Here is a 25066-nt window from a genome sequence, read left to right on the forward strand (position 1 = left end):
TGTTTGGCATAGCAGCTCCGAATGCAGCCATGACTGCGGTGTCGACATCGGGCGGCGCCAATACCAACTTCACCAACGCCAGCACCGGCACCATCATCGGCGTGGTTGGCCTCGGTGCCGCCACAACCGGCGGCAATACCTTCCTCAATGCCGGTAGCGTCACCGGCAGCATCAATCTCGGCAACTCGGCCGGGGCCAACACCTTCACCGCGGTCTCCGGCTCGAGCGTCTCGGGTACGGTCGGTGCCGGCAATCTCACCAGTGGCCTGGTTCTGCAGAACTTGGCGACCGGCCCTGGCACGGGCACCGGTGGCGCCATCACCAACATCAGCGCAAGCACCTACACCGGTTTCCAGAATCTGACCGTCCATAGCGGAACCTGGAACTTGCTGGGCAATGTGGTCGGCGGAAGCACCACGCTCAACGATGGCCTGGTGAACTTCAATAGCGCGGGTGCATTCGGCGCCGGTACATTCAACGTCAACGGTGGCGCGATCGCCGCAAGCCTCGGCGGCCTTTCGCTGGCCAACAATTTCAATCTCAACGGCCGCCTGACCTTGGGCGGCAGCAATGGGTTTTCGCTCGGTGGCACGCTGTCGGGTGCCACAGGTGGGCTCGACATCACCAACACCGGTGTCATTACGTTGAATGGTGCCAATGGCTTCGGTGGCGGCATCAATCTCAACGCAGGTGGATTGATGCTCGGCAACGCCGCAGCGCTCGGCATCGGCGCTCTCAACGTGGGAGGCAACACTACGCTGAACACGTTGGGTGCGTACACCTTGAACAATGCCGTGAACCTGGGTTCCGGCTTTTCGCTGGACTTGCTGGGCGGCAATGCGCTGTCGTGGAACGGCAATATCGGCGGACTTGGCAGCCTGACCAAGAGTGGTTTGGCAACATTGACGCTGGGTGGCGCCAACTCCTTCACGGGTGGTTTGAACATCAATGGCGGCACGCTCGCATTGGGGGCGAGCGGCAGTCTGGCACCGACACTCGGGGTGACGCTGGGTGGCGCGGGCACGACGTTCGATCTGTCTGCTGCGTTGAATCCGGGCGTCGGTTCGCTGGCGGGTGTTGGAGGCACCGTGAATATCGGCGCCAATTTCCTGATGCTGGGCGGTGCCGGCAATGCCAGCTTCGGCGGCAACATCGCAGGCACCAGCGGTGGCCTGATCAAGGCCGGGACCGGCGTGCAGACGTTTGGCAGCGCGAACACCTTCAGCGGCGGCGTTGCGTTGAATGCGGGTGGCTTGGTGCTGGGCAATGCCGGTGCACTGGGCACGGGCGCGTTGAGCGTGGGCGGTGCGGCGACTCTGGATACGCTGGGTGCCTACACCCTGGCGAACAACCTGAGCCTTGGCGCGGGCGGTTCGCTGAATCTGCTTGGCAGCAATGCATTGACCTTGAACGGGACGCTGTCGGGTGCAGGCGGCCTGACGAAGAGCGGTTCCGCGCTTCTCACCTTGAATGGCGCGAACGCGGGATTCACCGGCGGATTTGCATTGAATGGCGGTGGCCTGATGGTGGGCAACCTCAATGCGCTGGGCACGGGCGTGTTGAGCGTTGGCGGCACGGCAACGCTGGATACCGCGGGTGCATACAGCTTGGCGAACAACTGGAACCTGGGTGTCGGGGCATCATTGAATCTGCTTGGAAGCAACGCCCTCACCTTGAACGGTTTGCTGTCCGGTGGTGGCGGTCTGACGAAGAGTGGTTCCGCGTTGTTGACATTGAATGGCGCGAATAGTGGATTCACCGGCAGCCTTGGATTGAATGGCGGCGGCCTGCTGCTGGGCAATGCGAATGCGCTGGGCACGGCAGCTTTGAACGTGGGTGGTGCGGTAACGCTGGATAACGCAGGTGCTTACAGCTTGACGAACAACATCGCATTTGGTGGTGGCTCGTTGAATTTTCTTGGCGCCAACGCACTTGCAGTCAATGGCGGAATTTCCGGCACCGGCAATCTGGTCAAGAGCGGTGCCGCGACGTTGACGCTGGGTGGAGCGAACACCCTCAATGGCAACCTGGCAATCAACGCGGGGACGGTGAGCATGTCGGGCAGCGGCAGCTTGTCGTCGTTGTTGAATGTCGGTCTGTCCACTGGCGCGACGTTCGACCTGTCGGCGGGCATCAACCAGACGATCGGCGCGCTTTCGGGCGCGGGTGGCGGCATCAATCTCGGTGCCAACACGCTGAGTTTCGGTAATGCGACCAATCAGACCTTCGGTGGATCGATCTTCGGAACGGGCGGGCTCACCAAGCTGGGCGCCGGCGTGCAGACGCTGACCGGCGCCAATACGTTTGGCGGCGGATTGAACATCAGTGGCGGCATGCTGGCGATCGGTGCTGGCGGTAGTCTTGCGCCGAGTGTCGCAGTCACGCTTGGTGGTGCGGGAGCGAGCTTCGACATCAGTGCCGGCGGAAACATCGGGATCGACTCGCTGGCGGGCATCGCGGGCAATGTGAATCTTGGCGCGAATGCGCTGACGTTGGGCGGCGCCAGCAATACCAGCTTCGGCGGCGTCATCGGTGGTTTGGGTGGCAGCCTGATCAAACTCGGCACCGGCGTGCAGACGTTGAGCGGAGCAAACACTTTCGGTGGTGGCGTCGGGTTGAACGCGGGCGGCCTGGTACTGGGCAATGCGGGTGCGTTGGGCACCGGTGCGCTGAGCGTAGGCGGTTCAGCGACCCTGGATACGCTGGGGGCGTACACCTTGGGCAACAACGTTGGACTGGGTGCCGGCGCTTCGTTGAACCTGCTCGGCAGCAATGCGCTGACCTTCAATGGCCTGTTGTCCGGCAGTGGCGGCGTGATCAAGAACGGCTCCGCGCTTCTCACCTTGAATGGCGCGAACGCAGGCTTCACCGGCAACCTGGGACTGAATGGCGGCGGCCTGTTCCTGGGCAATGCGAATGCACTCGGCACTGCGGCGTTGAGCGTGGGTGGCAACGCGACGCTGGATACCGCCGGCGCATACACCTTGGGCGGCAACATCAGCTTGGGTAGTGGTGCATCGTTGAACCTCCTTGGCAGCAACGCGTTGACATTGAACGGAACGCTGTCGGGTGCGGGTGGCCTGACCAAGAGTGGTTCTGCAACGCTGACCTTGAATGGCGCGAACAGCGGCTTCATCGGCGGATTTGCCTTGAATGGCGGCGGCCTGATGGTGGGCAACGTCAATGCGCTGGGCACAGGCGCGTTGAGCATTGGTGGCGCCGCAACACTGGATACCGCGGGCGCCTTCAGCCTGGCGAACAACTGGAATCTCGGTGCCGGGGCATCTCTGAATCTGCTTGGCAGCAATGCACTCACCTTGAACGGCCTGTTGGCCGGCAGTGGTGGCTTGATCAAGAACGGTTCCGCGCTTCTCACTTTGAATGGCGCGAACGCGGGATTCACCGGCAGCCTGGGATTGAACGGTGGCGGCCTGTTCCTGGGCAATGCGAATGCGCTCGGTACCGCGGCATTGAACGTGGGCGGCAACACGACACTGGATACCGCGGGTGCGTACACCTTGGGCGGCAATATCACGCTCGGTGGCGGCGGATCATTGAATCTGCTCGGCAGCAATGCACTGACACTCAATGGCGGGATTTCCGGTATCGGTGGCTTGATCAAGAGCGGCACCGCCACGCTGACCTTGGGCGGTGCCAACACTCTGAACGGCACGCTGGCGATCAATGGCGGCGCGGTGAACCTGTCGGGTGGTGCCAGCCTGTCGTCGGGGCTGGGGATCAACATGGCATCTGGCGCGACATTCGATCTGTCGGGTGCCTTCGGCAACCAGACCATCGGGGCATTGTGGGGACTGGGCGGCAACATCAATCTCGGTGCGAACACGCTGAGTTTCGGTGACGCGACCAGTCAGACATTCGGCGGTTCGGTCATTGGAACGGGCGGGCTCACCAAGGTTGGCGCTGGCGTGCAAACGTTGACGGGTGCCAACGCGTTTGCTGGCGGATTGAACATCGATGGCGGCACGCTGGCGATCGGCGCCGGCGGCAGCCTCGCACCGAATGTGGCAGTCACGCTTGGTGGTGCCGGAACGAGCTTCGACATCAGTGCCGGCGGGAACACTGGAATCGGTTCGCTGGCCGGTATCGCCGGCAACGTGAACCTTGGCGCGAACGTGCTGACGGTTGGCGGCAATGCCAGCACCAGTTTCGGCGGCACACTTGCCGGCAGCGGCGGGTTGATCAAGAACGGCAGTGGCACGCTGACGCTGGGCGGCGCCAATGGCGGGTTCAGCGGTGACACGACGCTCAATGCCGGCGGCTTGATCGTCGGCAACAACGCCGCTTTGGGCGCCGGGACACTCAATGTCGGTGCAGGTAGCGCAGTGACGCTGGCGGCAACGAGCGGAGCGATCAGTCTCGGCAACAACATCGGCCTTGGTGCCGGTTCCGGAATGACGGTGCAGGGTGGCAATCCGCTGACGCTGGGTGGCGCGATCACCGGTGGCGGCAGTTTGACCATGAACGGTTCGAGCCTGACGCTGACTGGCACCAACACCTACTCCGGCGGCACCAATATCCTGGGTGGCACGCTTGCGATCGGTGCGGGTGGCAGCCTGTCCTCGACCGGCAACATCACCCTGGGCGGTACGGGTGCCTTCGATATTTCGGCGGCAGGTGCTCAGACGGTCGGTGCGTTGAACGGCACTTCCGGAACGGTGAATCTTGGCGGCAACACGCTGAGCCTGAGCGGATTGGGCAGCGCCAGCTTCGGCGGCACGATCAATGGTGGTGCAACCGGCGCGCTGGCCATCAATGGTGGGGTGCAGACGTTGAGCGGCGCCAATACGTTCGGCGGTGGCGTTGCGCTCAATGGCGGCGGACTGGTCGTCGGCAACGGCAGCGCACTTGGTACCGGCGCGCTCACCGTCAACGGTGCGGCGACGCTCGACAGCACCGCTGCGCTCGCGCTGGCCAATAACATCGTGCTCAACAGCGGATTGACCTTCCAGGGCAGCAACGCGCTCACCTTGAACGGCTCGCTGTCCGGCGCCGGCAGCCTCACCAAGAATGGCTTGGCCATGCTGACGCTCAACGGCAACAACACGTACGGTGGCGGCACCTTCATCAACACCGGTACGCTGGCCCTCGGAGCAGGAGCCAGCCTCAATGCCGGCGGCACAGTGAATCTCGCCACCGGCGCCACGTTCGATCTCTCGGCCGGCAATGGCACGCAGACATTCGGCACGCTGGTCGGCGGCGGCACCGTCAACATGGGCGCCAACAATCTCGTTCTCGGCGATGCCAGCAACGGTACTTTCAGTGGCTCGATCGCCGGCACCGGCAGCATGACCAAGGTCGGCACCGGTGTCGAAACGCTGACCGGCACGAACGGTTTCACCGGCGGCACCTTCATCAACAATGGCACGCTGGCGATCGGGGCGGGTGGGAGCCTGTCATCGACTGGCGCGGTGGCACTCGCGTCCGGGACCGCGTTCGACATTACTGCAGGCGGCAATCAAACCATCGGCGGGCTCAACGGCACTGCGATCAACAGCAGTGTTGCATTGGGCGGGAATACGCTGACCTTGGGTGGTCCGGGCAACTTCAGCTATGCCGGCACGATCACTGGGCCGACCGGTGCGTTGGCCATCAATGGCGGCGTACAGGCATTGAGCGGCACCAACACTTTCAGTGGCGGCGTCACCCTCGGCAACAATGCTGGTCTTGTCGTCGGAAGCAATGGTGCGCTCGGAACGGGTGCGTTGACGATCAATGGTGCATCCACGCTGGATTCCAGCATCGCGGTCGCCTTGACCAATGTGGTGAATCTGTCCGGCAATGGCGGTTTGGACGTGCTGGGCAGCAATGCACTGACGCTGGGCGGCGCGATCAACGGCACCGGCAGCTTGGCCAAGAATGGTGCGGCCACGTTGACGCTGACCGGCGCGAACGGCTACACGGGCGGCACCAGCATCAATGCCGGAACATTGGCGATCGGTGCGGGTGGCAGTCTGGCATCGACCGGCAACGTCACCTTGAATGGCACGGGTGCCTTCGACATTACCGCAGGCGGCAATCAAACCGTCGGTGCGTTGAATGGCACTTCCGGCAGCGTCAATCTGGGCGGCAACACACTGAGCCTGAGTGGGCTTGGGAATGCCAGCTTCGGCGGCGTGATCAATGGTGGAGCAACCGGCGCGCTGGCCATCAATGGCGGTGTGCAGACCTTGAGTGGTGCCAACACGTTCGGCGGTGGTGTCACACTCGCGAATGGTGCGGGTGTAGTTGCCGGAAACAATGCTGCACTCGGCACCGGCGCACTCGATGTCAATGGCGCGGCGACACTCGACACCACGGCGGCCGCGACTGCATTGAACAACAACATGAATCTGGCGAGTGGTGCCGGTCTGAACGTGCTGGGTAGCAATGCACTGACGCTGGCGGGTGCGATCAACGGCGCCGGCAGCGTGGCCAAGAGTGGTGCGGCTACTTTGACCTTGACTGGCGCGAACGGCTACACCGGTGGCACCAGCATCAATGCTGGAACATTGGCGATTGGTGCGGGCGGCCATCTGGCGCCGACCGGTGCGGTGAATCTCGCCGCGAGCGGTGCGGGCTTCGACATCACGGCGGGTGGCAACCAGGCCATCGGTGCACTGAATGGTGTCACCGGCAGCACGGTGTCGCTGGGGTCGAACACGCTGGCCGTGAATGGCACGGGTAGCTATGCAGGCACGATTGCCGGACCGACCGGCGCACTGGCCATCAATGGCGGCGTGCAGACGTTGAGCGGCGTGAACACCTTCGGTGGTGGTGTCACGCTCGCGAACGGTACGGGTGTAGTTGCCGGGAACAATGCCGCGCTAGGCACCGGTGCACTCGATGTCAATGGCGCGACGACGCTCGACACCACGGCGGGTGTGACTGCATTGGGCAACAACATGAACCTGGCGAATGGTGCAGGCTTGGGTGTGCTGGGCAGCAATCCGCTGACCCTGAGCGGCACCATCGGTGGTCTCGGTGGTCTGGCCAAGAATGGCGCGTCGACGCTGACCTTGACTGGCGCGAACGGTTACACCGGCGGCACCAGCATCAATGCCGGAACATTGGCGATCGGTGCGGGTGGCAGTCTGGCATCGACCGGCAACGTCACCTTGAATGGCACGGGTGCCTTCGACATTACCGCAGGCGGCAATCAAACCGTCGGTGCGTTGAATGGCACTTCCGGCAGCGTCAATCTGGGCGGCAACACCCTGAGCCTGAGTGGGCTTGGGAATGCCAGCTTCGGCGGCGTGATCAATGGTGGAGCAAGCGGCGCGCTGGCCATCAATGGCGGTGTGCAGACCTTGAGTGGTGCGAACATCTTCGGTGGCGGCACGACGCTCGGTTCAGGTGCGGGGGTGATCGTTGGCAATAACACCGCGCTGGGTACTGGCGCGATCAACGTCAATGGTGCGGCGACACTCGGCAACACGGCCGGTGCAACGTCGCTGGCCAATAACGTGAACCTGGCAGCGGGCGCGAATCTCGGGGTGACGGGAAGCGATCCGCTCACATTGGCGGGTGCGATTACCGGTGTCGGGGGCGTGACCAAGAGTGGCGCGTCGACGCTGACCCTGACCGGCGCGAACGGTTACACCGGTGGCACCGCGATCAATGGCGGCACGCTGGCGATCGGTGCAGGTGGAGGTCTGGCCCCGACCGGCGCGGTGAATCTCGCCGCCAGCGGTGCGGGCTTCGACATCACCGCTGGTGGCAATCAGACCATTGGTGCATTGAACGGTGTCACCGGCAGTACGGTGTCGCTGGGTTCAAACACCTTGGCCTTGAATGGCCCGGGAAGCTATGCCGGAACGATCAACGGATCGACGGGCGCTCTGGCCATCAACGGCGGCGTGCAGACGCTGGGCGGCAACAACACCTATGGTGGCGGCACGACACTCGCCAGCGGGACCGGCGTGATCGTTGGCACCAACACTGCACTCGGCAGCGGTGCGCTCAATGTCCTGGGAGCCGGCAACTTGTCGGCGGGCGCGCCGGGCGTCAGCCTCGGCAACACCATCGCCATTTCCACCCCGGGCACGCTCACCGTCGGCGGCAGCAACGCGTTGACATTGAACGGAACGTTGTCGGGTGGTGGCAATCTGGTGTTGGCCGGCAATGGCCTGACCCTGGGTGGCGACAACTCGGCGTTCAGCGGCAATCTCGACATCCAAGCCGGCACCTTGAACGTGACGCATGCCATCACTGCAGGCATCGACACCGCGGTCGGCACGACGGTCAACCTCGGCAACGAGGGCAACTCGCTGACCAAGGTCACTCCGAACTCGGTGCGGGGCACGGTCAACCTTGGCGGCGGCAATGACACCTTCAACAGTCCGCTCGGTTTCCTTGCCGGCATTACCGGACTGATCGATGGCCAAGGTGGCATCAATACGTTTGCGGTCACCGGCCCGGGCGTAGGTATCCTGCCGACCAACTCGTTGACCGGCTTTCAAGTGTTGAATCTGTCCGGTCCGGGGACTCTGGTCATTCAAAGTGGCGGCATCGCCAACTTCAGCAACGGTACCAACGTGAACGGCGGCAACCTTGTGGTGAACGGAGCCCTGAATGGTCCGGCTACCATCGGTTCAACAAGCGCACTGATCGGTTCGGGCAGCATCAGCGGTCCCGTTACCGTGAACGGCATGTTGGCACCGGGCGGCCTGAGCGGTGCTACCGGTGCGGCAGCCAGCAGCGGCATGCCCGGCACTACGCTGACCGTGGGTGGATTGACGCTCGGTGCAGGGTCGACCACGCAAATCCAGACCAATACCGCCGGTACCAGCGACCATATCCAGGTCAACGGCGCGGCCACGTTGGGAGGCCAACTCATCGCGCTGCCGTCCGCCGGGACCTACGGACCGAGCACGACCTACACCATTCTCAACGCCAGTGGTGGCTTGAGCGGTTCGTATGCGAGCGTGATCCAGAACGTGCTGCCATTCCTCAATGCCAGCGCAAGCGTGAGCGGCAACAACGTATTGCTGACGCTCGCCCAGGCGCCGACCGGTCCGGGCGGTACCAACCTTGCGTTCAACCAGTTCCCCGGCCTGAACGGCAATCAGCAATCGATGGCATCGGCATTGCAGACGATTTCGACGCAGACGCCCGCGCGCATGACCACGCTGCTTGATGCGGTGCGCGGACTCGCGACCAACCAGGTGATTCCGGCCTTCGATACGCTCACCGGCGAAACCTATGCGTCCGCCACGCAGAACGAGTTGAAAGGCCAGATTCGCGTCATGGACACGATGTTCAACCGCATGCAACTTGCGCGCATCGAAGGCAACACCGGCAAATCGTTGTGGGTCGAGCCGTATGCGATCGATGCGCGCCAGGATGCCGTCCAGGGCGTGGCCGCGACGGACTATCGCAATCGCGGCGTGATCATGGGAGTCGATACCGCAGTGACGCCGAGCCTGCGAATGGGTCTCAGCGCGAGTGCGGCGACCTCACGCACAAAGACTGGCGTGCGTACCGATACCGTCGACACCAAGCAATACTCCGTCGGCGCGTATGGCACGTTTGCCCCTGCAAGCAGCGGGTGGTGGGCCGAAGGAACCGTATCCTACGGTTGGCAGCGCGCGAACAGCGATCGTCTGGTGCAGGTCGGCTCGCAATTGATGCAGCGTACCGGTGCCCGCTACAGCGGCAGCGCCATCAACGCAGGCGTGGAAAGCGGTTATCGCTTCAATGCCGGCCAGTGGCATATCGAGCCGTTCGCGGGCGCCTACTACACCAAGGTGAAATACGATGGCTTCCAGGAAATGGGCTCGGCCGTTGCCAACCTCAACGTGGGAAGCAGCCATGCCAGCAACACGCAATACGGCGTCGGCGCACGATTGAGCGGCGACTTCGGCGGCAATGGGTCGAGTGGAGCGAGGCTGCATCCGATGGTGATGGCGCGTTTCCTGCGTGGCAACGCGAACAGCAACACCACCACCGCGATGGCGTTCTCCGGTGCGCCTGACGTCGGGTTCGTGACGAGCAGTGCTCCGGCGACGCGCAATCGCTGGCAGGGCGGTGCAGGGCTGGGCTACGACATCACTCCTCAGGCCAATGCCTATTTCTATGTCACTACCGATCGCGCTTCGCACAACACCAGCAACTCCGCGAACGTCGGCTTCCGCTGGGACTTCGATCCGTCATCGTTGTCAGCTACAGTGCGTCCCGCTCCGATCGTTCCAGCTGCCACGTCGAGTACGACGCTGGACGATACGCGTGGCGCTGGAGCAGTCGCGGCGACTCCGGTCGCGACGACGCCCGTGCTGCAGGATCCGGCGACCAAGGATGCGCATTTCGGCAGGTGCAAGGTGCCCAAGGCTTCGGCGGAAGCCAAAGCCACGAAAAAGGGCGTGGCACGCGGACACCATCGTCGCCCCTGGAGCGGGAAGGGCAAGTCGGTCGGCGTTGTTCCCAAGCACCACGTGAAGTCACGGGTGTCAAGAAAGGGGCCATCGACTGCGCCCAAGCCCGTGCCAGCTGAGGAATCGTGCGATGGTTGAAGAGGCCTGATTGAGAAGATGCCAGTGCATCGATCGCAATCGATTGGTTTGGGTAATTGGCCTCATCGGCAAGTGCAACTTTCGATGAGGATTCTGCTTAGCTTCGTTGCAACAGATGTTCGACGCTGTCCGTCATCCGCTTCCGTTGCAACAAAAAATCCAGCGACGATCCGCCCAGCTGCCGCCACAACACCGCCGAACGCAACGCCGCCAGCAGCAGTGCGCGGATTTCCACCACGACCGACGGCTGGTTGAGGTAGTGCGGATTGCCTTGCACCATCACTTTCGGTTTCAGCGGACTGATGTGCTTCACGTAGAGATCGGCCAACGCGGACAGCGTCGCCGGCTGCGTCGGTGACTGTCCCGTCGATTGTGCGGCGAGTTGCGTCAGGCCAGTGCGCAACGCGCGTTGCGCGTCGGCATCGCGACTGTAGCTGCGCTCCAGCGCCATCACGCCCATCACCAGTTTCGGGAATTGCGGATCACGCGATTCCTTGCGCAACTGTTCGCGCATGCGTATTAATCCGGGACGGATCGTGGCGGTGTTGCCGTAGACGTCGTCGGTGGATGCAGGATCGAGCTGGAACACGCCTGTCAGCACGCCATCCATTGCGCGGACATCGGCTTGGCCGTTTTCGGCGAGGCGGCGCACCTGCGTCAATGCCTGCGCCAACCCGGCAAGGGCAATCATTCGATCCTGGACGGGGGCTTGGCTCATTCGGGGAAGCTCGGTTCGAGGGGCGCGTCGGTCGCGGCGATCACCGCGCCACCGAGACATTCGTCGCCATCGTATAGGACCAGCGATTGTCCGGGCGTGACCGCACGTTGCGGACGCGCGAAATGGACGATCACCCCGCCATCGTTTCGTGGGATCACCGTGCAGGCTTCCGCTGGCTGGCGATAGCGTGTCTGCGCGAGGCAATCGAATGCTTCGTGGCGTGGTTGCCCGGAAATCCAGTGCATTGCTTCCGAACGCAGGCGATTGGATTGCAGCCACGGTGAATCGTGGCCTTGTTCGACATGGAGGATGTTGCGTGCGACGTCCTTGCCAACCACGTACCACGGCGCGGCTTCGCGTCCGCGCATGCCGCCGAGTTGCAGTCCGCCGCGCTGGCCCAGGGTGTGGAAGAACACGCCCTGGTGTTCTCCCAACAGCGCGCCATCGGGGGTGCGGATTTCTCCAGCCTTCATCGGCAGGTATTGCGAGAGGAAGGTGCGGAAATCGCGCTCGCCGATGAAACAGATGCCGGTGGAATCCTTTTTCGCCGCAGTCGGCAACTGCGCATCGGCGGCCATCCTGCGCACGTCGGGCTTGTGCAGTTCGCCGAGCGGAAAGCGCGTCGCCGCGAGTTGCGCCTGACCGAGTTGGTGCAGGAAATAGCTCTGGTCCTTGCCGGCATCGATGGCGCGCAGCAGGCGCCAGCGACTCTCGTGTTGGTCGATGCGCGCGTAGTGGCCGGTGGCGATCTGTTCGGCGCCAAGTTCGCGGGCGGCATCGAGGAAGTGCTTGAACTTCACTTCGCGATTGCACAGCACATCGGGATTTGGCGTGCGTCCGGCGGCGTACTCGTCGAGGAAATGGCGGAACACGCCATCCCAGTATTCGCCGGAGAAATCGCGGAAATGGATCGGGATGCCGAGTCGTCCGGCAACCGCCACGGCATCGCGACGATCATCTTCGGCGCGGCATTCGCCGCTGCCGTCATCGGCCCAGTTCTGCATGAACAGTCCGGCGATCGACTCGCCATCGGCGAGCAGGCGCAACGCCGCGACCGAGGAATCGACCCCCCCGGACAAGCCGACGATGATCTTCGCCTTGCTCACTGCAACATGCTCCTCACAGCCGGTTCACTTCACGAACGCAGCCATGTCCAGCGGGAAACGGCGACCTGCGAGGAAGTCCTGCGCCACGCGCCACACCATCGGGCTGCGGTGGTCATCCAACCGTGCTTCCAGTTCGGCAGGCGTCCACCAGTGCGCGGCGATGATGCCGTCATCGAGCGCACGCGCGGCATCATGTTGCAGCGGTTCGGCGGCGAAGGCGAAGCGCAGGTAGTGGCGACCCGATCCTTCCGGTGCCGGTGGGGCGGTCCACTGGTAGGCACCGATGAAGGCGGTCAGGCGCACATGCCAGCCGGTTTCCTCCAGCGTCTCGCGCAGGGCAGCGTGCTGCAGGGTTTCGTCGGGTTCCAGGTGCCCAGCCGGCTGGTTGATCACCACGCGGCCGCCGGCGTTCTCTTCGACCATCAGCAGGCGGCCATCACGCACCACCACGGTGGCGACGGTGACGTCGGGTTGCCAGAAGCGGCCTTCGCGATAGCTCACATCGATGATCCGTGGCGATATCACGGCATTGTGCCGGGCCGGGCCCGGTCACGTCCATTCAGCGGCTGGCGATTTATAATCGGGGGATGAGTCAGGAACGCGACGCCGCCCAAGAACGCGGCACCGTGGCCGAGGTTGCCCGGCCGGAAACACAGCCGCCTTCGCGCTACGCGGTGCTGATGCTGAACGACGACTTCACCCCGATGGACTTCGTGGTGGAAGTGCTGACGCGCTTTTTCGCCATGGATCTCGAGAAGGCGACCCAGATCATGCTCCACGTCCATACCCGTGGCCAGGCGGTGTGCGGGGTCTATACCCGCGACGTCGCCGAGTCCAAGGTGGGGCAGGTGAACGAATACGCCAGGGTGGAACAGCATCCCCTGTTGTGTCGGGTGGAAAAGGCGTAGCGTCGTCCCCATAACGGTCCCAGACCACCATTTGGGGAAAGCGCTCATGTTTTCCAAAGATCTCGAGACCACCATCGGCCAGTGCTACAAGCACGCCCGCGAGCAACGCCACGAGTTCATGACCGTGGAACACCTGCTGCTGGAACTGGCCGACAATCCCGCCGCGCGCGAAGTATTGACGGCCTGCCGCGCCGACATCCCGCGCCTCAAGGCCGAGCTGCAGAAGGCGATCGAAGCCTCGGTGGCGGTGCTGCCGGAAGACGACGGCCGCGACACCCAGCCGACGCTGGGCTTCCAGCGCGTGCTGCAGCGTGCGGTCTACCACGTGCAGAGTTCCGGCAAGGCCGAAGTCACCGGCGCCAACGTGCTGGTGGCGATCTTCGGCGAGAAGGATTCGCACGCGGTGTACCTGCTGAACCAGCAGGACGTGACGCGTCTGGACGTGGTGAATTTCATTTCCCACGGCCTGTCCAAGCATGGCGACGATCATGCATCGTCCGACACGCCGCGCTCCGAGGAAGGCGGTGAGGGTGAGGAGGGTGGCAACGCCGGTGGCGATCCGCTGGCCGAATTCGCCAGCAATCTCAACGTCGCCGCGAAGGAAGGCCGGATCGATCCGCTGGTCGGTCGCGCCGACGAAATCGAACGCACCATCCAGGTGCTGTGCCGCCGTCGCAAGAACAATCCGCTGTACGTGGGCGAAGCAGGCGTCGGCAAGACCGCGATCGCCGAAGGCCTGGCCAAGCGCATTGTCGAAGGCGAAGTCCCCGAGGTATTGAAGGATGCGACGATCTTCTCGCTCGACCTCGGCAGCCTGGTCGCCGGAACGAAGTATCGCGGCGATTTCGAAAAGCGCCTGAAGGCGGTGCTGGCTGCCCTGAAAAAGATTCCCGGCGCGGTGCTGTTCATCGACGAGATCCACACCATCATCGGTGCCGGTTCGGCGTCGGGTGGGACGATGGATGCCAGCAACCTGATCAAGCCGGCGCTGTCGTCGGGAGAACTGCGCTGCATCGGTTCGACCACCTTCCAGGAATACCGCGGCGTGTTCGAGAAAGACCGTGCGCTGGCCCGGCGTTTCCAGAAGATCGACATCGTCGAACCGACCGTGCACGAGGCGGTGGAAATCCTCAAGGGCCTGAAGCCGAAGTACGAGGCGCACCACGGCGTGAGTTATGCCGATGATGCGATCCAGGCTGCGGTCGATCTCTCGGTGAAGCACATCAACGACCGCCTGTTGCCCGACAAGGCGATCGACGTGATCGACGAAGCAGGCGCCCGCCAGCGCATCATCGCGGAAGCGTTGCGCAAGACGGTGATCGACGTCGAGGAGATCGAGACCATCGTCGCCAAGATGGCGCGCATCCCGGCCAAGCAGGTCAACACCAGCGACAAGGACACCCTGCAGCAGCTCGAGCGCAACCTGAAGATGGTGATTTTCGGGCAGGATCCGGCGATCGACACCCTGGCGTCGTCGATCAAGCTGGCGCGTTCCGGCCTCGGCAACCCCGACAAGCCGATCGGCAACTTCCTGTTCGCCGGCCCGACCGGCGTCGGCAAGACCGAGGTGACCAAGCAACTGGCGATGCAACTCGGCATCGAACTGGTGCGCTTCGACATGAGCGAATACATGGAGCCGCATTCGATCAGCCGCCTGATCGGCGCGCCCCCGGGCTATGTCGGTTTCGACCAGGGCGGTTTGCTGACCGAGAAGATCGTCAAGACGCCGCATTGCGTGCTGCTGCTCGATGAGATCGAGAAGGCGCATCCCGACATCTTCAACATCCTGTTGCAGGTGATGGACCGCGGCGTGCTGACCGATACCAACGGTCGCGAAGCCAACTTCCACAACGTGATCCTGGTGATGACGACCAATGCCGGCGCCGCCCAGGCGGCCCGTCGCAGCATCGGCTTTACCCGTCAGGACCACAGCACCGACGCGATGGAATCGATCCGCAAGGGCTTCTCGCCGGAATTCCGCAACCGCCTCGATGCGGTGGTGCAGTTCCAGGCGCTGGGCATGGATCACATCCTGCGTGTGGTCGACAAGTTCCTGATCGAGTTGGAAGCGCAGCTGCAGGACAAGCACGTCACCCTGTCGGCGACGCAGAAGGCGCGCGAATGGCTCGCCCAGAACGGCTTCGATCCGCTGATGGGTGCGCGGCCGATGGCGCGCTTGCTGCAGGACAAGGTCAAGCGTCCGCTGGCCGATGAACTGCTGTTCGGCAAGCTGGTGGATGGCGGCCATGTCAGCCTCGATGCCAACGACGACGGCCTGGTGGTGAATGTCGAAGCCGCCAGTCCGGCGCCGTCGAAGGAAGAAACCGTTCCGGTGGTGTGACACTGGATACGAAAAAGGCGACCCGTGGGTCGCCTTTTTGCTTCGAGCGCGTCGCCGACTCAGCGGTGACGATAGGTGATGCGACCCTTGGTCAGATCGTAGGGCGTCATCTCGACCTTGACGCGATCGCCGGTCAGGATACGGATGTAGTTCTTGCGCATGCGCCCGGAAATGTGCGCGATGATCTCGTGCCCGTTCTCCAGCTTGACCCGGAACATGGTGTTCGGCAGGGTTTCGGAAATCGTGCCTTCGAACTCGATGACGTCGTCTTTCGCCATAAATACTCAGTAGGTGGGCGGCCGGTGCGGCGCCCGAAAGAGGAGGATTGTCGCACGCCAACGGGATCGGCGCAAAAAACGGCCAGATCGGGTCCGGTCGCTCAGCCTGGAGGCAGGGAAATCCGGCCAAATGCGCAGGAGCCGTTCAGCCCGCGCTCGCCGGGTGGCGCACCTGTCCGTCGCCATGCACCACGTAGCGCTCGATGGTCAGCGATTCCGCGCCCATTGGCCCGTAGGCGTGCAGGCGCGTGGTCGAGATGCCGATTTCGGCCCCGAGGCCGAGTTCGCCGCCGTCGGAAAAACGCGACGAGGCATTGACCATCACCACCGCCGAACGCAGCGCTGCGACGAAGCGCGCCGCAGCGGCCGCGTCGCGGGTGGCGATGACCTCGGTGTGATCGGAGCCATGGCGGCGGATATGCGCGATCGCAGCGTCGAGATCGTCGACCACGCGCACGGCGATGACGAGATCGAGGAATTCCTCGGCGTAGTCGTCTTCGCTGGCCGGTACCACACCTGTGGCGAGCGTTTGCGTGCGTTCGCAACCACGCACTTCGACACCACGTTCGCGCAATGCGGCGATCGCCGGCGGCAGGAACGTCGGCGCACTGTCAGCGTGTACCAGCAGCGTTTCCAGCGCGTTGCAGACCGATGGCCGGGTGGTCTTGCCGTCGATGAGCAGACGCAAGGCGAGGTTGGCATCGGCGCTGGCATCGACGTAGAGATGACACACGCCCTTGTAGTGCTTGATGACCGGCACCCGCGCGTGTTCGGTGACGAAGCGGATCAGGCTTTCGCCACCGCGCGGGATCGCGAGATCGACGAGATCGGACAGTTGCAGCAGCTCGAGCACGCTGTCGCGGCGCAGATCCTCGATCAGGGTGACCGCGGCTTCCGGCAGCCCCTGCGCGCGCAGGGCAGTGCACAGTGCGGCAGCGATCGCGCGATTGCTGTTGAACGCTTCGGAGCCACCACGCAGCAGCACGACGTTGCCGGCGTAGAAGCACAGCGCGGCGGCGTCGGCGGTCACGTTCGGGCGTGCTTCGTAGATCATCGCGATCAGGCCGAGGGGAATGCGCACGCGCGCCACGCGGATTCCGTTTGGGCGGGTTTCGTTGCGGGTGACTTGACCCACCGGATCGGGCAGGTCGGCGATCGCGCGCACGGCGTTGGCGACTGCGGCGAGACGCGTGGCATCCAGTCGCAATCGGTCGATCAGGTGTTCGGCACGACCGGCCGCGCGCGCCGCTTTGACATCGAGCATGTTCGCGGCGAGGATCACCGACGCCTGGTGGTCGAGCTCATCGGCCATGTGTCGCAGCGCCGATTGTTTCGCACTGGTCGACAGCGCCGCGATGACCGGCGCCGCTTCATGCGCGGCCAGCGCCAGATCGCGCACCGACGCGCTCATGCCAGCACCTCCTGGAAGACCACCAGATCGTCGCGGCGGATCACCGTGTCGCCATAGCTGTAACCGAGGATCGATTCGATCTCGCGCGTGTGCCGACCGAGCATTCGCCGCACCGCGACCGCTGCGTATTGGCACAGGCCGCGGGCGATGACGTTGCCGTCGATGCCTGCGACGTCAACCAGATCGCCACGGGTGAATTCGCCTTCGACGCCGACGATGCCGCCGGGCAGGAGTGACGCGCCATTGAGCAGTGCGCGCACCGCGCCGGCATCGACGATGAGTCGTCCCGCGCAGCCAGGCGCGTGGCGCAGCCAGTATTTGCGTGCGGCAAGTCGCGTGCCCGAAGCGGCGAAATGGGTGCCGCGGAATCGTCCATGCGCCAGTTCCGCGACGGTGGCATGCGTGGCGCCATTGAACAGCACCGTGGCGACGCCGGCCTTGGCCGCCTTGGTCGCCGCTTCCAGTTTGGTGTGCATGCCGCCGGTGCCGACGACACTGCCCGCACCGCCAGCCATCGCCAGTATTTCCGGCGTGATCGCGGCGACGCGATCGACCGGCTGCGCGGCAGGATCGAGCCGTGGGTGCGTGGTGTAGAGCCCATCGACATCGCTGGCGATCAGCAGCAGGTCGGCATCGACGAGTGCGGCGACGATCGCGGCGAGATTGTCGTTGTCGCCGAGCTTGAGTTCCTCGACCGCGACGGTGTCGTTCTCGTTGATCACCGGGATCGTGCGCAGGCGCAACAACTCCAGCAACGTGTTGCGTGCATTGAGATAGCGACGGCGGTTGCGCAGGTCGTCGTGGCTGAGCAGCACCTGTGCGACCGGCGCGTCGAGCAATGATTGCCACAGCGCTACCATGCGCGTCTGGCCGAGTGCGGCGAGTGCCTGCCGCTGCACCAGTCCATCGGCCTTGCCGGAATTCTCAGGTACTTGCGAACGTCCCGCAGCGACCGCGCCGGAAGACACCAGCACGACGTCGCGTCCCGCCGCGCGCGAGGCAGCGATGAACGCGGCGAGGCCGCGCGCGTTGTGATCGGACAATCCGCCATCGACACCGGTCAGCAGGCTGCTGCCGACTTTCAATACCGCGCGCCGCCATGTCGGCAGTGCTTGCGCGGCGAATGTCCGTGACGTCGAGTGCATGATTTCAGGATAGCCCGGACACCGGGAGATCGGGCAGATCGTTGCACCAGGAACCGATCCGTCCCGGCTGTTCCACCAGCGTGGCAATCCGTCGCGCGAAAATCTCCCGCGGCATCGTCTCGGCACCCAGCGTGCGCAGATGCGGACTCTCGACCTGGGCATCGATCAGCGGCCAGCCACGGCTGTCGAGCAATCGCGCAAGCGCGGCCAATGCGATCTTGGAGCCGCCGGATACGCCCGAGAACATCGATTCGCCATAGAACATCCGGCCGATGGCGACGCCGTAGATGCCGCCGACCAGGCGTTCGCCGTCAAAGACCTCGATCGAATGGGCATGACCGAGACGGTGCAGTTCGACATAGGCATCGAGCATGTCGTCGCCGATCCAGGTACCGTGCTGGCCCGGGCGCGGCGAGATGGCGCAGGCGCGCATCACCGCGGCGAACGCGCTATCGGCGCGCAACGTCCACGTGTTGTGACGCAACTGGCGACGGAATTTCGACGACAAACGCACGCTATCGCTGCGGAACACCATGCGCGGGTCGGGCGACCACCACAGGATCGGTTCGCCGGGGTTGAACCACGGGAAGATGCCATGGTGATAGGCATTCAACAGGCGCGGAGCGGAAAGATCGCCGCCGGCGCAGAGCAGTCCATTGGGTTCGTGCAACGCGCGTTCCAGCGGTGGGAACGGTGCGTGCGGATCGACAGGCAGGATCGGGATCATCCCGCCGCGCTTCCATCGTCACCCTTGAACGGCGAATGCGTGTGCAACTGCGCCGCATGTCGACGCACGTCACGACGCTCGGCCGCGCACCAATCTTGCAGTGCCGTTCGGAAACGCGGATCGGCGATCCAGTGGCGGCTGCGGACGAGGGTCGGCAAGAAGCCGCGCGCGATCTTGTGCACGCCTTGCGCGCCGGGTTCGAAGCGCGTCAATCCATGTTGCAGGCAATAGTCGATGCCCTGGTAGTAACAGGTCTCGAAATGCAGCCCCGGCAGTTGAGCATGGCTGCCCCAGTAGCGTCCGTACAAGGTATCGGCGCTGCGCAGGCAGAGTGCGCCGGCGATCGGTTCGCCATCGAGTTCGGCGAGGATCAGCACCAGTTGCCGCGGCATCGTGCGGGCGATTTCATGGATGAATTCGAGCGTCAACGCCGGCGAGTTGCCGTACTCCGAAAACGTCTGCAGGTAGAACCCGTGGATCGCGGCGAGGTCGCCATCGCTGGCTTCATCGCCATGCACGACGCGGAAACGCACGCCGGCACGTTCCGCCTTCGCGCGCTCCTGGCGGATGTTCTTGCGATGCTTGGCATCCATCGCCGACAGGTAATCGTCGAACGTGCGCCAACCGTCGCGGTTGTGCCAGTGGTACTGGATGTCCTCGCGCAGCAGCCATTCGTGTTCATCGCCGTCCTTTTGGCGGACGAAAGCGCCGTCTTCATCATCAGGATGGAAATTGACATGCACCGAAGACAGTCCCTGCGCCGTGCACAGTTCACGCATCGCGACGGCAAGCGCGTGGCGGAGCTCCGGTGTCGGCGCCAGCAGGCGCGGACCCGTCACCGGCGAGTAGGGCGCCGCGCACAGCCACTTCGGGTAGTAGTCGACGTCGTGCTGGGCATAGGCATGCGCCCAGGCGTGATCGAACACGAACTCGCCATGCGAATTGGATTTCAGATACATCGGTGCGGCGGCGACCAATGCCTCGCCATCCCACAACGTCAGATGGTGCGGTGTCCAACCCCAGTCGGCGCGCAGGCAGCCGGTACGTTCCAGTGCCGACAGGAAGGCATGGCTGACGAAGGGGTGATCGGTGGAATGCAGCGCGTCCCATTGCCCGGCGGAAATCGCGTCGAGCGAATCGAGAATGCGTGCGTGCAGCTGTGGCATCGCTCCGGTCAGCTTTCAGGACTGCGGAAATCGGCGCTGATGCGGCCATGCGCGGCGATGCTGGTTTCGTGCGCGTCCTCGCGCCAGGTTTCGGCCAGCGCCGATGCATACCAATCACGCATCGCCGGCAGCTCGAGCAGGCGTTGCACATAGGCAGATGCGGCATCGCCCAGCTTCAATCCGTAGGTCTGGATGCGGAACGCGACCGGCGCGTAGAAGGCATCGACTGCGGAGAACTCCTTGCCGGCCAGGAACGGGCCGCCGAAGCGCCACAAGCCTTCGCTCCACAGGGCATCCAGGCGCGCGATGTCATCGGCCAGTGCCGGTGGGATCGCTGCAAGTTCGACCCGCTGGCCACAGCTCATCGAGCAGATGTTGCGCAGTTCGGAGAATCCGGAATGCATTTCCGCCGTGGCCGAACGTGCCCACGCGCGGGCGACGAGATCGCGCGGCCACACCTGCGAGTAATGCTCGGCGAGATATTCGGTGATGGCCAGAGAATCCCAGATCGTCACGTCGCCGTCGACCAGGCAGGGCACGCGCCGGGTCGGGGAGAACGAGAAAATTTCGCCGAACGGATGCATCTGTTCGGCGAAGGGAATCTCGAGCACTTTCATCAACAACCATGGCCGCAGCGACCACGACGAATAATTCTTGTTGGCGATGTGCAAGGTCAGCATGGCGTCCTCGGTTCGTGTGGCGAATTCAACGCAAGAAGGAGAGTTGTAACAACGCGTACAGGAGCAACCCGGCAAGCCCACCAATCAGCGTGCCATTGAGGCGGATGAATTGCAGGTCGCGACCGACGCTGCGTTCGATTTCGTCGACCAGGAAGCGCGTGTCCCAGGCATCCACGGTCTGGCGGATATACGTTGGCGCGATGGCGCGCAACTGCGTGGCGATGTGTTCGCCGGCGATCCGCAGTTGTTCGTTGGCGTTGCGCTGCCATTCGGGATCGTCGCGCAGGCGCTTGCCGAGGCGTTCGGCGTAGTGGCGGAACTGCTGCATGCTGGTGGAGTCGTCGCGCGCAAGATCGGCGTGCAACCAGTCGCGCAGTTGCCGCCATAGTCCGCGCACGTAGTCCTGCAATTCCGGACTGTCGATCAGTTTCTGCTTGAACGCGGCGATGCGTTCCTGCAACTGCGGATCATCGTCGAGCGCATCGATCAGCCGCATCGCTTCGGCGCCGTAGCGCTGGCGCAACGGATGATCGGGTGTCTCCAGGACTTCCTGCAGTTCATCGACGATGGCGTTGGCCAGTCGCGTCGACAGCGATACCGCGAGGTCTTCGGTGTAGTCGAGTTTGTCGGCGAGCCACGTCAGCTTGGGAAATTCCCGGCGCGCCATCACGATGAGTTTTTCGGTGATGAAATCGCGCACCCCAGGCTGGCCCATCCACGCCGCGATCTGCGACAGTCCGGCGTTCAACACTTTCTGGTGGTGGCCACCACGCGTCAGGATATGCAGCAGTTGCGAGGCGGTTTTCGCCACGTTCCAGTGCTGCAACTGGCTGCGCGCCATCGCCAGCAGCTCGCGCTCGAACGCCGGTGAATCCAGTGCGGTGAGCGATTGACGCGCCCACGCCTGCAACTGTCGCGACAGCTGTTCGAGCCGCTCAGGCGTCGAGAGGAACTCGCCGAGCCGCAGCGCGGGGTTCCATTCGTCCACGCGCTTGAGGATCTGCTCGGGCGCGAGGAAATTGTCGGCGACGAATCGCGCCAGCGCATCGGCGATGCGCGCCTTGTTGCGCGGGATGATCGCGGTGTGCGGGATCGGCAATCCCAACGGATGGCGGAACAGCGCCACCACCGCGAACCAGTCGGCCAGTGCGCCGACGGTGGCTGCTTCGGCGAAGGCGCCGATCCAGCCCCAGATGCCATGGCGTCCGAAGTGTTGTGCCAGCACCAGCAATGCGATCGCGCCGAGCAGGAACGCCAGCGCGATGGCTTTCATCTGCGCGAGCCGGCTCATGCCCACTCAGAAGTACGCAAATGCCATTGCCACCGCCCCAGCGAGGCCGAGCAGCAGCGATCCCCACCAAACCTGCTTCTTGCGCGTCAGTGCAGCCACTGCGCCCAACGCGATTCCCACCTGCAGCAGGGCGACTGCATCGGCAAAGTAGTGATGACGATGGATCAGATGCCCGGCTTCCGCGTTCTTTTCGTCACGCGCCTTTTCGAATGCCGTGGCTTTGGTGGCACTGTCCTTTTGTTGCGCGAGATGACGCTGCTGGTCGGCGGCGATTTTCTCCGGCACGGGCTTGCCGGCCGCTTGCCATTGCTGGCTCGCCATGTCTTCAACCACCGCCTTGATGCCTTTCGCCTGGTAGTAGGCCCACTGGTCCGATGCCTGTGCCTGCAACTGGGTCGCTTCGGTCTTGAGTGACAGCGCCTCGTTCACCGTGGCGCCGGCCTGCAGCGAAGCGATGGCGGCGATCGCCGCGAACGCAGACGTGCTCAAGGCAATCCAGCGCAGCAGCGAGCCGTCTTCCGCTTTCTCGACTTCCGCGTCGATGGTTTCGCGCAGGGTGTCGGTATCGATTTCGATGTCTTCAGGCATGGTCGTGGTCGCAGCTTGGGTCTTGGCAGGAGATCAACCGTGCGATTCCAGCCAGCGCTCGGCGTCCAGCGCGGCCATGCAGCCGAAGCCGGCCGAGGTGATCGCCTGGCGGTAGTGCTGGTCGGCGACGTCGCCGGCGGCGAACACGCCGGGCATCGAAGTCATCGTCGCGTTGCCTTGCAGCCCGGATTCGATCTCCAGATAGCCGTTCGACATCGCCAACTGGCCGTCGAAGATCTGGGTATTGGGATGATGGCCGATCGCCACGAACATGCCGTGCACGGCGATGTCCTGGGTCTCTCCGGTCTGCACCGACTTCAGCCGCACGCCGGTCACGCCCATGTCGTCGCCCAGCACTTCGTCGACGGCGTGGTGCCAGATCGGCACGATCTTGCCGGCCTCGATCTTGGCGAACAGCTTGTCCTGCATGATCTTTTCGGCGCGCAGGGTGTCGCGGCGATGCACCAGGTAGACCTTGCTGCAGAGGTTGGCGAGATACAGCGCTTCCTCGACCGCGGTATTGCCGCCGCCGATCACCGCGACATCCTTGTTCTTGTAGAAGAAGCCGTCGCAGGTGGCGCAGGCCGAAACACCACGGCCCTTGAACAGTTCTTCGCTGGGGATGCCGAGATACTTGGCGGTGGCGCCGGTGGCGATGACCAGCGCATCGGCGGTGTATTCGCCGGCATCGCCGACGAGGCGGAACGGGCGCTGCGACAGGTCGGCGCTGTGGATCTGGTCGATGATCACTTCGGTCTCGAAGCGTTCGGCATGCGCCTGCATGCGTTCCATCAGCGCCGGACCCATCAAGCCGTGGGCGTCGCCGGGCCAGTTGTCGACTTCGGTGGTGGTCATCAGCTGGCCACCGATCGCCATGCCGGTTACCACGACGGGTTTCAGGTTGGCGCGGGCCGCGTACACCGCGGCGGTCCAGCCGGCAGGGCCGGAACCGAGAATGAGCAAGCGGCAATGTTTCGCGGGCGACATCGACATGATCGTTATACTTCCAACCGTATGGAGTGGGGCAGGCGGCTAGTGTAAGCGCCCGATCCTTCCAGATGCGGCCGCGGCCGCATCGACACAACCCGTCATTCCACTGATTCTTCCTATTGCAGGCATCGACAATGCGTATCGGCGTACCCAAGGAAACCAAGACTCTCGAAGGGCGCGTCGCGCTCGTTCCCGCCGCGGCCGGCGATCTGGTCAAGCGCGGCCACGAAGTGTGGATCGAGAAGGACGCCGGCGTGAAGTCCGGTTTCAAGGACGAGCAATACACCGCGCTCGGCGTCAAGATCGCGGCGGATGCCGCCGCGTTGTACGACAAGGGCGAGCTGATCGTGAAGGTGAAGGAGCCGATCGCGGGCGACCTCGCGTTGCTGCGCAAGGATCACCTGTTGTTCTGCTACCTGCATCTGGCCGCGGAACCGGAACTCACCAAGCGCCTGCTCGATATCGGCCTGACCGGCATCGCTTTCGAAACCGTCGAGCTGCCCAACGGCGATCTGCCGCTGCTGGCGCCGATGTCGGTGATCGCCGGCAAGATCGGCGTGCAGGTCGGCACCCACCTGCTGCACCAGCCGATGGGCGGCAAGGGCAAGCTGCTGGGCGGCCTGCCATCGACCGAGCGCGGCAATGTCGTGGTGTTCGGCGCGGGCCAGGCCGGCAGCGCGTCGGCGGCGCTGGCCGCGGCCGGTGGCGCCAATGTCACCGTGTTCGAGATGCGCCAGGACCGCATGGAAGACGCCATGCGCCTCGGCAACAACGTCACCGTGCTCTATCCGTACCACGACGTGGTGGCCAAGGCTGTCGCCAATGCCGACCTGGTGATCGGCGCGGTACTGGTCACCGGCGCCAAGGCGCCGCACGTGATGACCCGCGAGATGCTCAAGGACATGGAGGACGGCAGCGTCGTCGTCGATATCGCCATCGACCAGGGCGGCTGCTTCGAGACCTCGCGCCCGACCACCTGGAAGGACCCGACCTACGTGGAAGAAGGCGTGATCCACTTCTGCGTGACCAACATGCCCGGCGCGGTGCCGCAGACCAGCTCGCAGGCGATCTGTGCCGCCATCCTGCCGTGGGTCAACAAGCTGGCTTCGGGCGACTGGCGCGGCAATGAAGCGCTGGTGAAGGGCATCAACGTCGAGGGTGGCAAGATCATCCACCCGGCCTTGCAGGGCATGAAACTCTGATTCAATA

16 protein-coding genes are annotated in these 25066 nt (G+C 63.9%); 4 read left to right on the forward strand and 12 right to left on the reverse strand.

The window, feature by feature from the left end:
- Window positions 1–29 precede the first annotated feature (29 nt).
- The gene (locus Lysil_RS13440) at window positions 30–10508 is read left to right on the forward strand and encodes an autotransporter-associated beta strand repeat-containing protein (RefSeq protein WP_165782482.1); all 10479 of its coding nucleotides are present in this window, start codon (window positions 30–32) and stop codon (window positions 10506–10508) included.
- A 97-nt stretch (window positions 10509–10605) separates the two neighbouring features.
- On the opposite strand, the gene hflD is transcribed toward Lysil_RS13440, so the two are convergent.
- From hflD to Lysil_RS11730, 3 genes are read right to left on the reverse strand one after another with little or no spacing between them, the layout of a single operon-like run.
- A complete protein-coding gene (hflD, locus tag Lysil_RS11720) occupies window positions 10606–11226 on the reverse strand; it encodes a high frequency lysogenization protein HflD (RefSeq protein WP_103075729.1) in 621 nt (206 codons plus the stop codon).
- Window positions 11223–12332: a tRNA 2-thiouridine(34) synthase MnmA gene (mnmA, locus tag Lysil_RS11725; protein WP_103075730.1), complete on the reverse strand. Its 1110-nt coding sequence runs from the start codon at window positions 12330–12332 to the stop codon at window positions 11223–11225. The genes hflD and mnmA overlap by 4 nt, the downstream gene beginning before the upstream one ends.
- Before the next feature lie 24 nt (window positions 12333–12356).
- Window positions 12357–12833, reverse strand: coding sequence for an NUDIX hydrolase (locus tag Lysil_RS11730; protein WP_103076047.1), 477 nt, complete (start codon window positions 12831–12833; stop codon window positions 12357–12359).
- Window positions 12834–12919: 86 nt separating this feature from the next.
- On the opposite strand from Lysil_RS11730, the gene clpS reads away from it, so the two are divergent.
- Both clpS and clpA read left to right on the forward strand, forming a co-directional pair.
- On the forward strand, window positions 12920–13240 hold the full coding sequence (gene clpS / locus Lysil_RS11735) for an ATP-dependent Clp protease adapter ClpS (protein WP_103075731.1): 321 nt from the start codon (window positions 12920–12922) through the stop codon (window positions 13238–13240).
- 46 nt (window positions 13241–13286) lie between these two features.
- Window positions 13287–15581, forward strand: coding sequence for an ATP-dependent Clp protease ATP-binding subunit ClpA (gene clpA / locus Lysil_RS11740; protein ID WP_103075732.1), 2295 nt, complete (start codon window positions 13287–13289; stop codon window positions 15579–15581).
- A 59-nt stretch (window positions 15582–15640) separates the two neighbouring features.
- On the opposite strand, the gene infA is transcribed toward clpA, so the two are convergent.
- The 9 genes from infA to trxB form a co-directional block, all read right to left on the reverse strand.
- Complete coding sequence (infA, locus tag Lysil_RS11745; RefSeq protein WP_028839405.1) at window positions 15641–15859, reverse strand: translation initiation factor IF-1; 219 nt, start codon at window positions 15857–15859, stop codon at window positions 15641–15643.
- 145 nt (window positions 15860–16004) lie between these two features.
- Complete coding sequence (locus tag Lysil_RS11750; protein WP_103075733.1) at window positions 16005–17270, reverse strand: glutamate-5-semialdehyde dehydrogenase; 1266 nt, start codon at window positions 17268–17270, stop codon at window positions 16005–16007.
- A complete protein-coding gene (gene proB, locus Lysil_RS11755; protein ID WP_103075734.1) occupies window positions 17267–18415 on the reverse strand; it encodes a glutamate 5-kinase in 1149 nt (382 codons plus the stop codon). Before proB ends, Lysil_RS11750 begins: the two co-directional genes overlap by 4 nt.
- A gap of 4 nt (window positions 18416–18419) precedes the next feature.
- Window positions 18420–19142 (reverse strand): leucyl/phenylalanyl-tRNA--protein transferase, encoded by a 723-nt coding sequence (gene aat / locus Lysil_RS11760; protein ID WP_103075735.1) that lies wholly within the window; start codon window positions 19140–19142, stop codon window positions 18420–18422.
- The gene (locus tag Lysil_RS11765; protein WP_103075736.1) at window positions 19139–20308 is read right to left on the reverse strand and encodes a GNAT family N-acetyltransferase; all 1170 of its coding nucleotides are present in this window, start codon (window positions 20306–20308) and stop codon (window positions 19139–19141) included. The genes aat and Lysil_RS11765 overlap by 4 nt, the downstream gene beginning before the upstream one ends.
- 8 nt (window positions 20309–20316) lie before the next feature.
- Entirely contained in the window at window positions 20317–20988 is a 672-nt protein-coding gene (locus Lysil_RS11770; RefSeq protein ID WP_103075737.1) for a glutathione S-transferase family protein, read from the reverse strand.
- 25 nt (window positions 20989–21013) lie between these two features.
- Window positions 21014–22279 carry a DUF445 domain-containing protein gene (locus Lysil_RS11775; RefSeq protein WP_103075738.1) on the reverse strand — a complete coding sequence of 422 codons (1266 nt, stop codon included), beginning with the start codon at window positions 22277–22279 and terminating at the stop codon, window positions 21014–21016.
- Window positions 22280–22285: 6 nt separating this feature from the next.
- Entirely contained in the window at window positions 22286–22867 is a 582-nt protein-coding gene (locus tag Lysil_RS11780) for a DUF4337 domain-containing protein (protein WP_103075739.1), read from the reverse strand.
- 33 nt (window positions 22868–22900) lie between these two features.
- Window positions 22901–23860 (reverse strand): thioredoxin-disulfide reductase, encoded by a 960-nt coding sequence (gene trxB / locus Lysil_RS11785; RefSeq protein ID WP_425477166.1) that lies wholly within the window; start codon window positions 23858–23860, stop codon window positions 22901–22903.
- A gap of 131 nt (window positions 23861–23991) precedes the next feature.
- Between trxB and ald the strand changes: the two genes are divergently transcribed.
- Entirely contained in the window at window positions 23992–25059 is a 1068-nt protein-coding gene (gene ald, locus Lysil_RS11790; RefSeq protein ID WP_103075741.1) for an alanine dehydrogenase, read from the forward strand.
- The last annotated feature ends 7 nt before the right edge of the window (window positions 25060–25066 follow it).

It is taken from the genome of Solilutibacter silvestris, assembly GCF_002895945.1.
Taxonomy (GTDB): domain Bacteria; phylum Pseudomonadota; class Gammaproteobacteria; order Xanthomonadales; family Xanthomonadaceae; genus Solilutibacter; species Solilutibacter silvestris.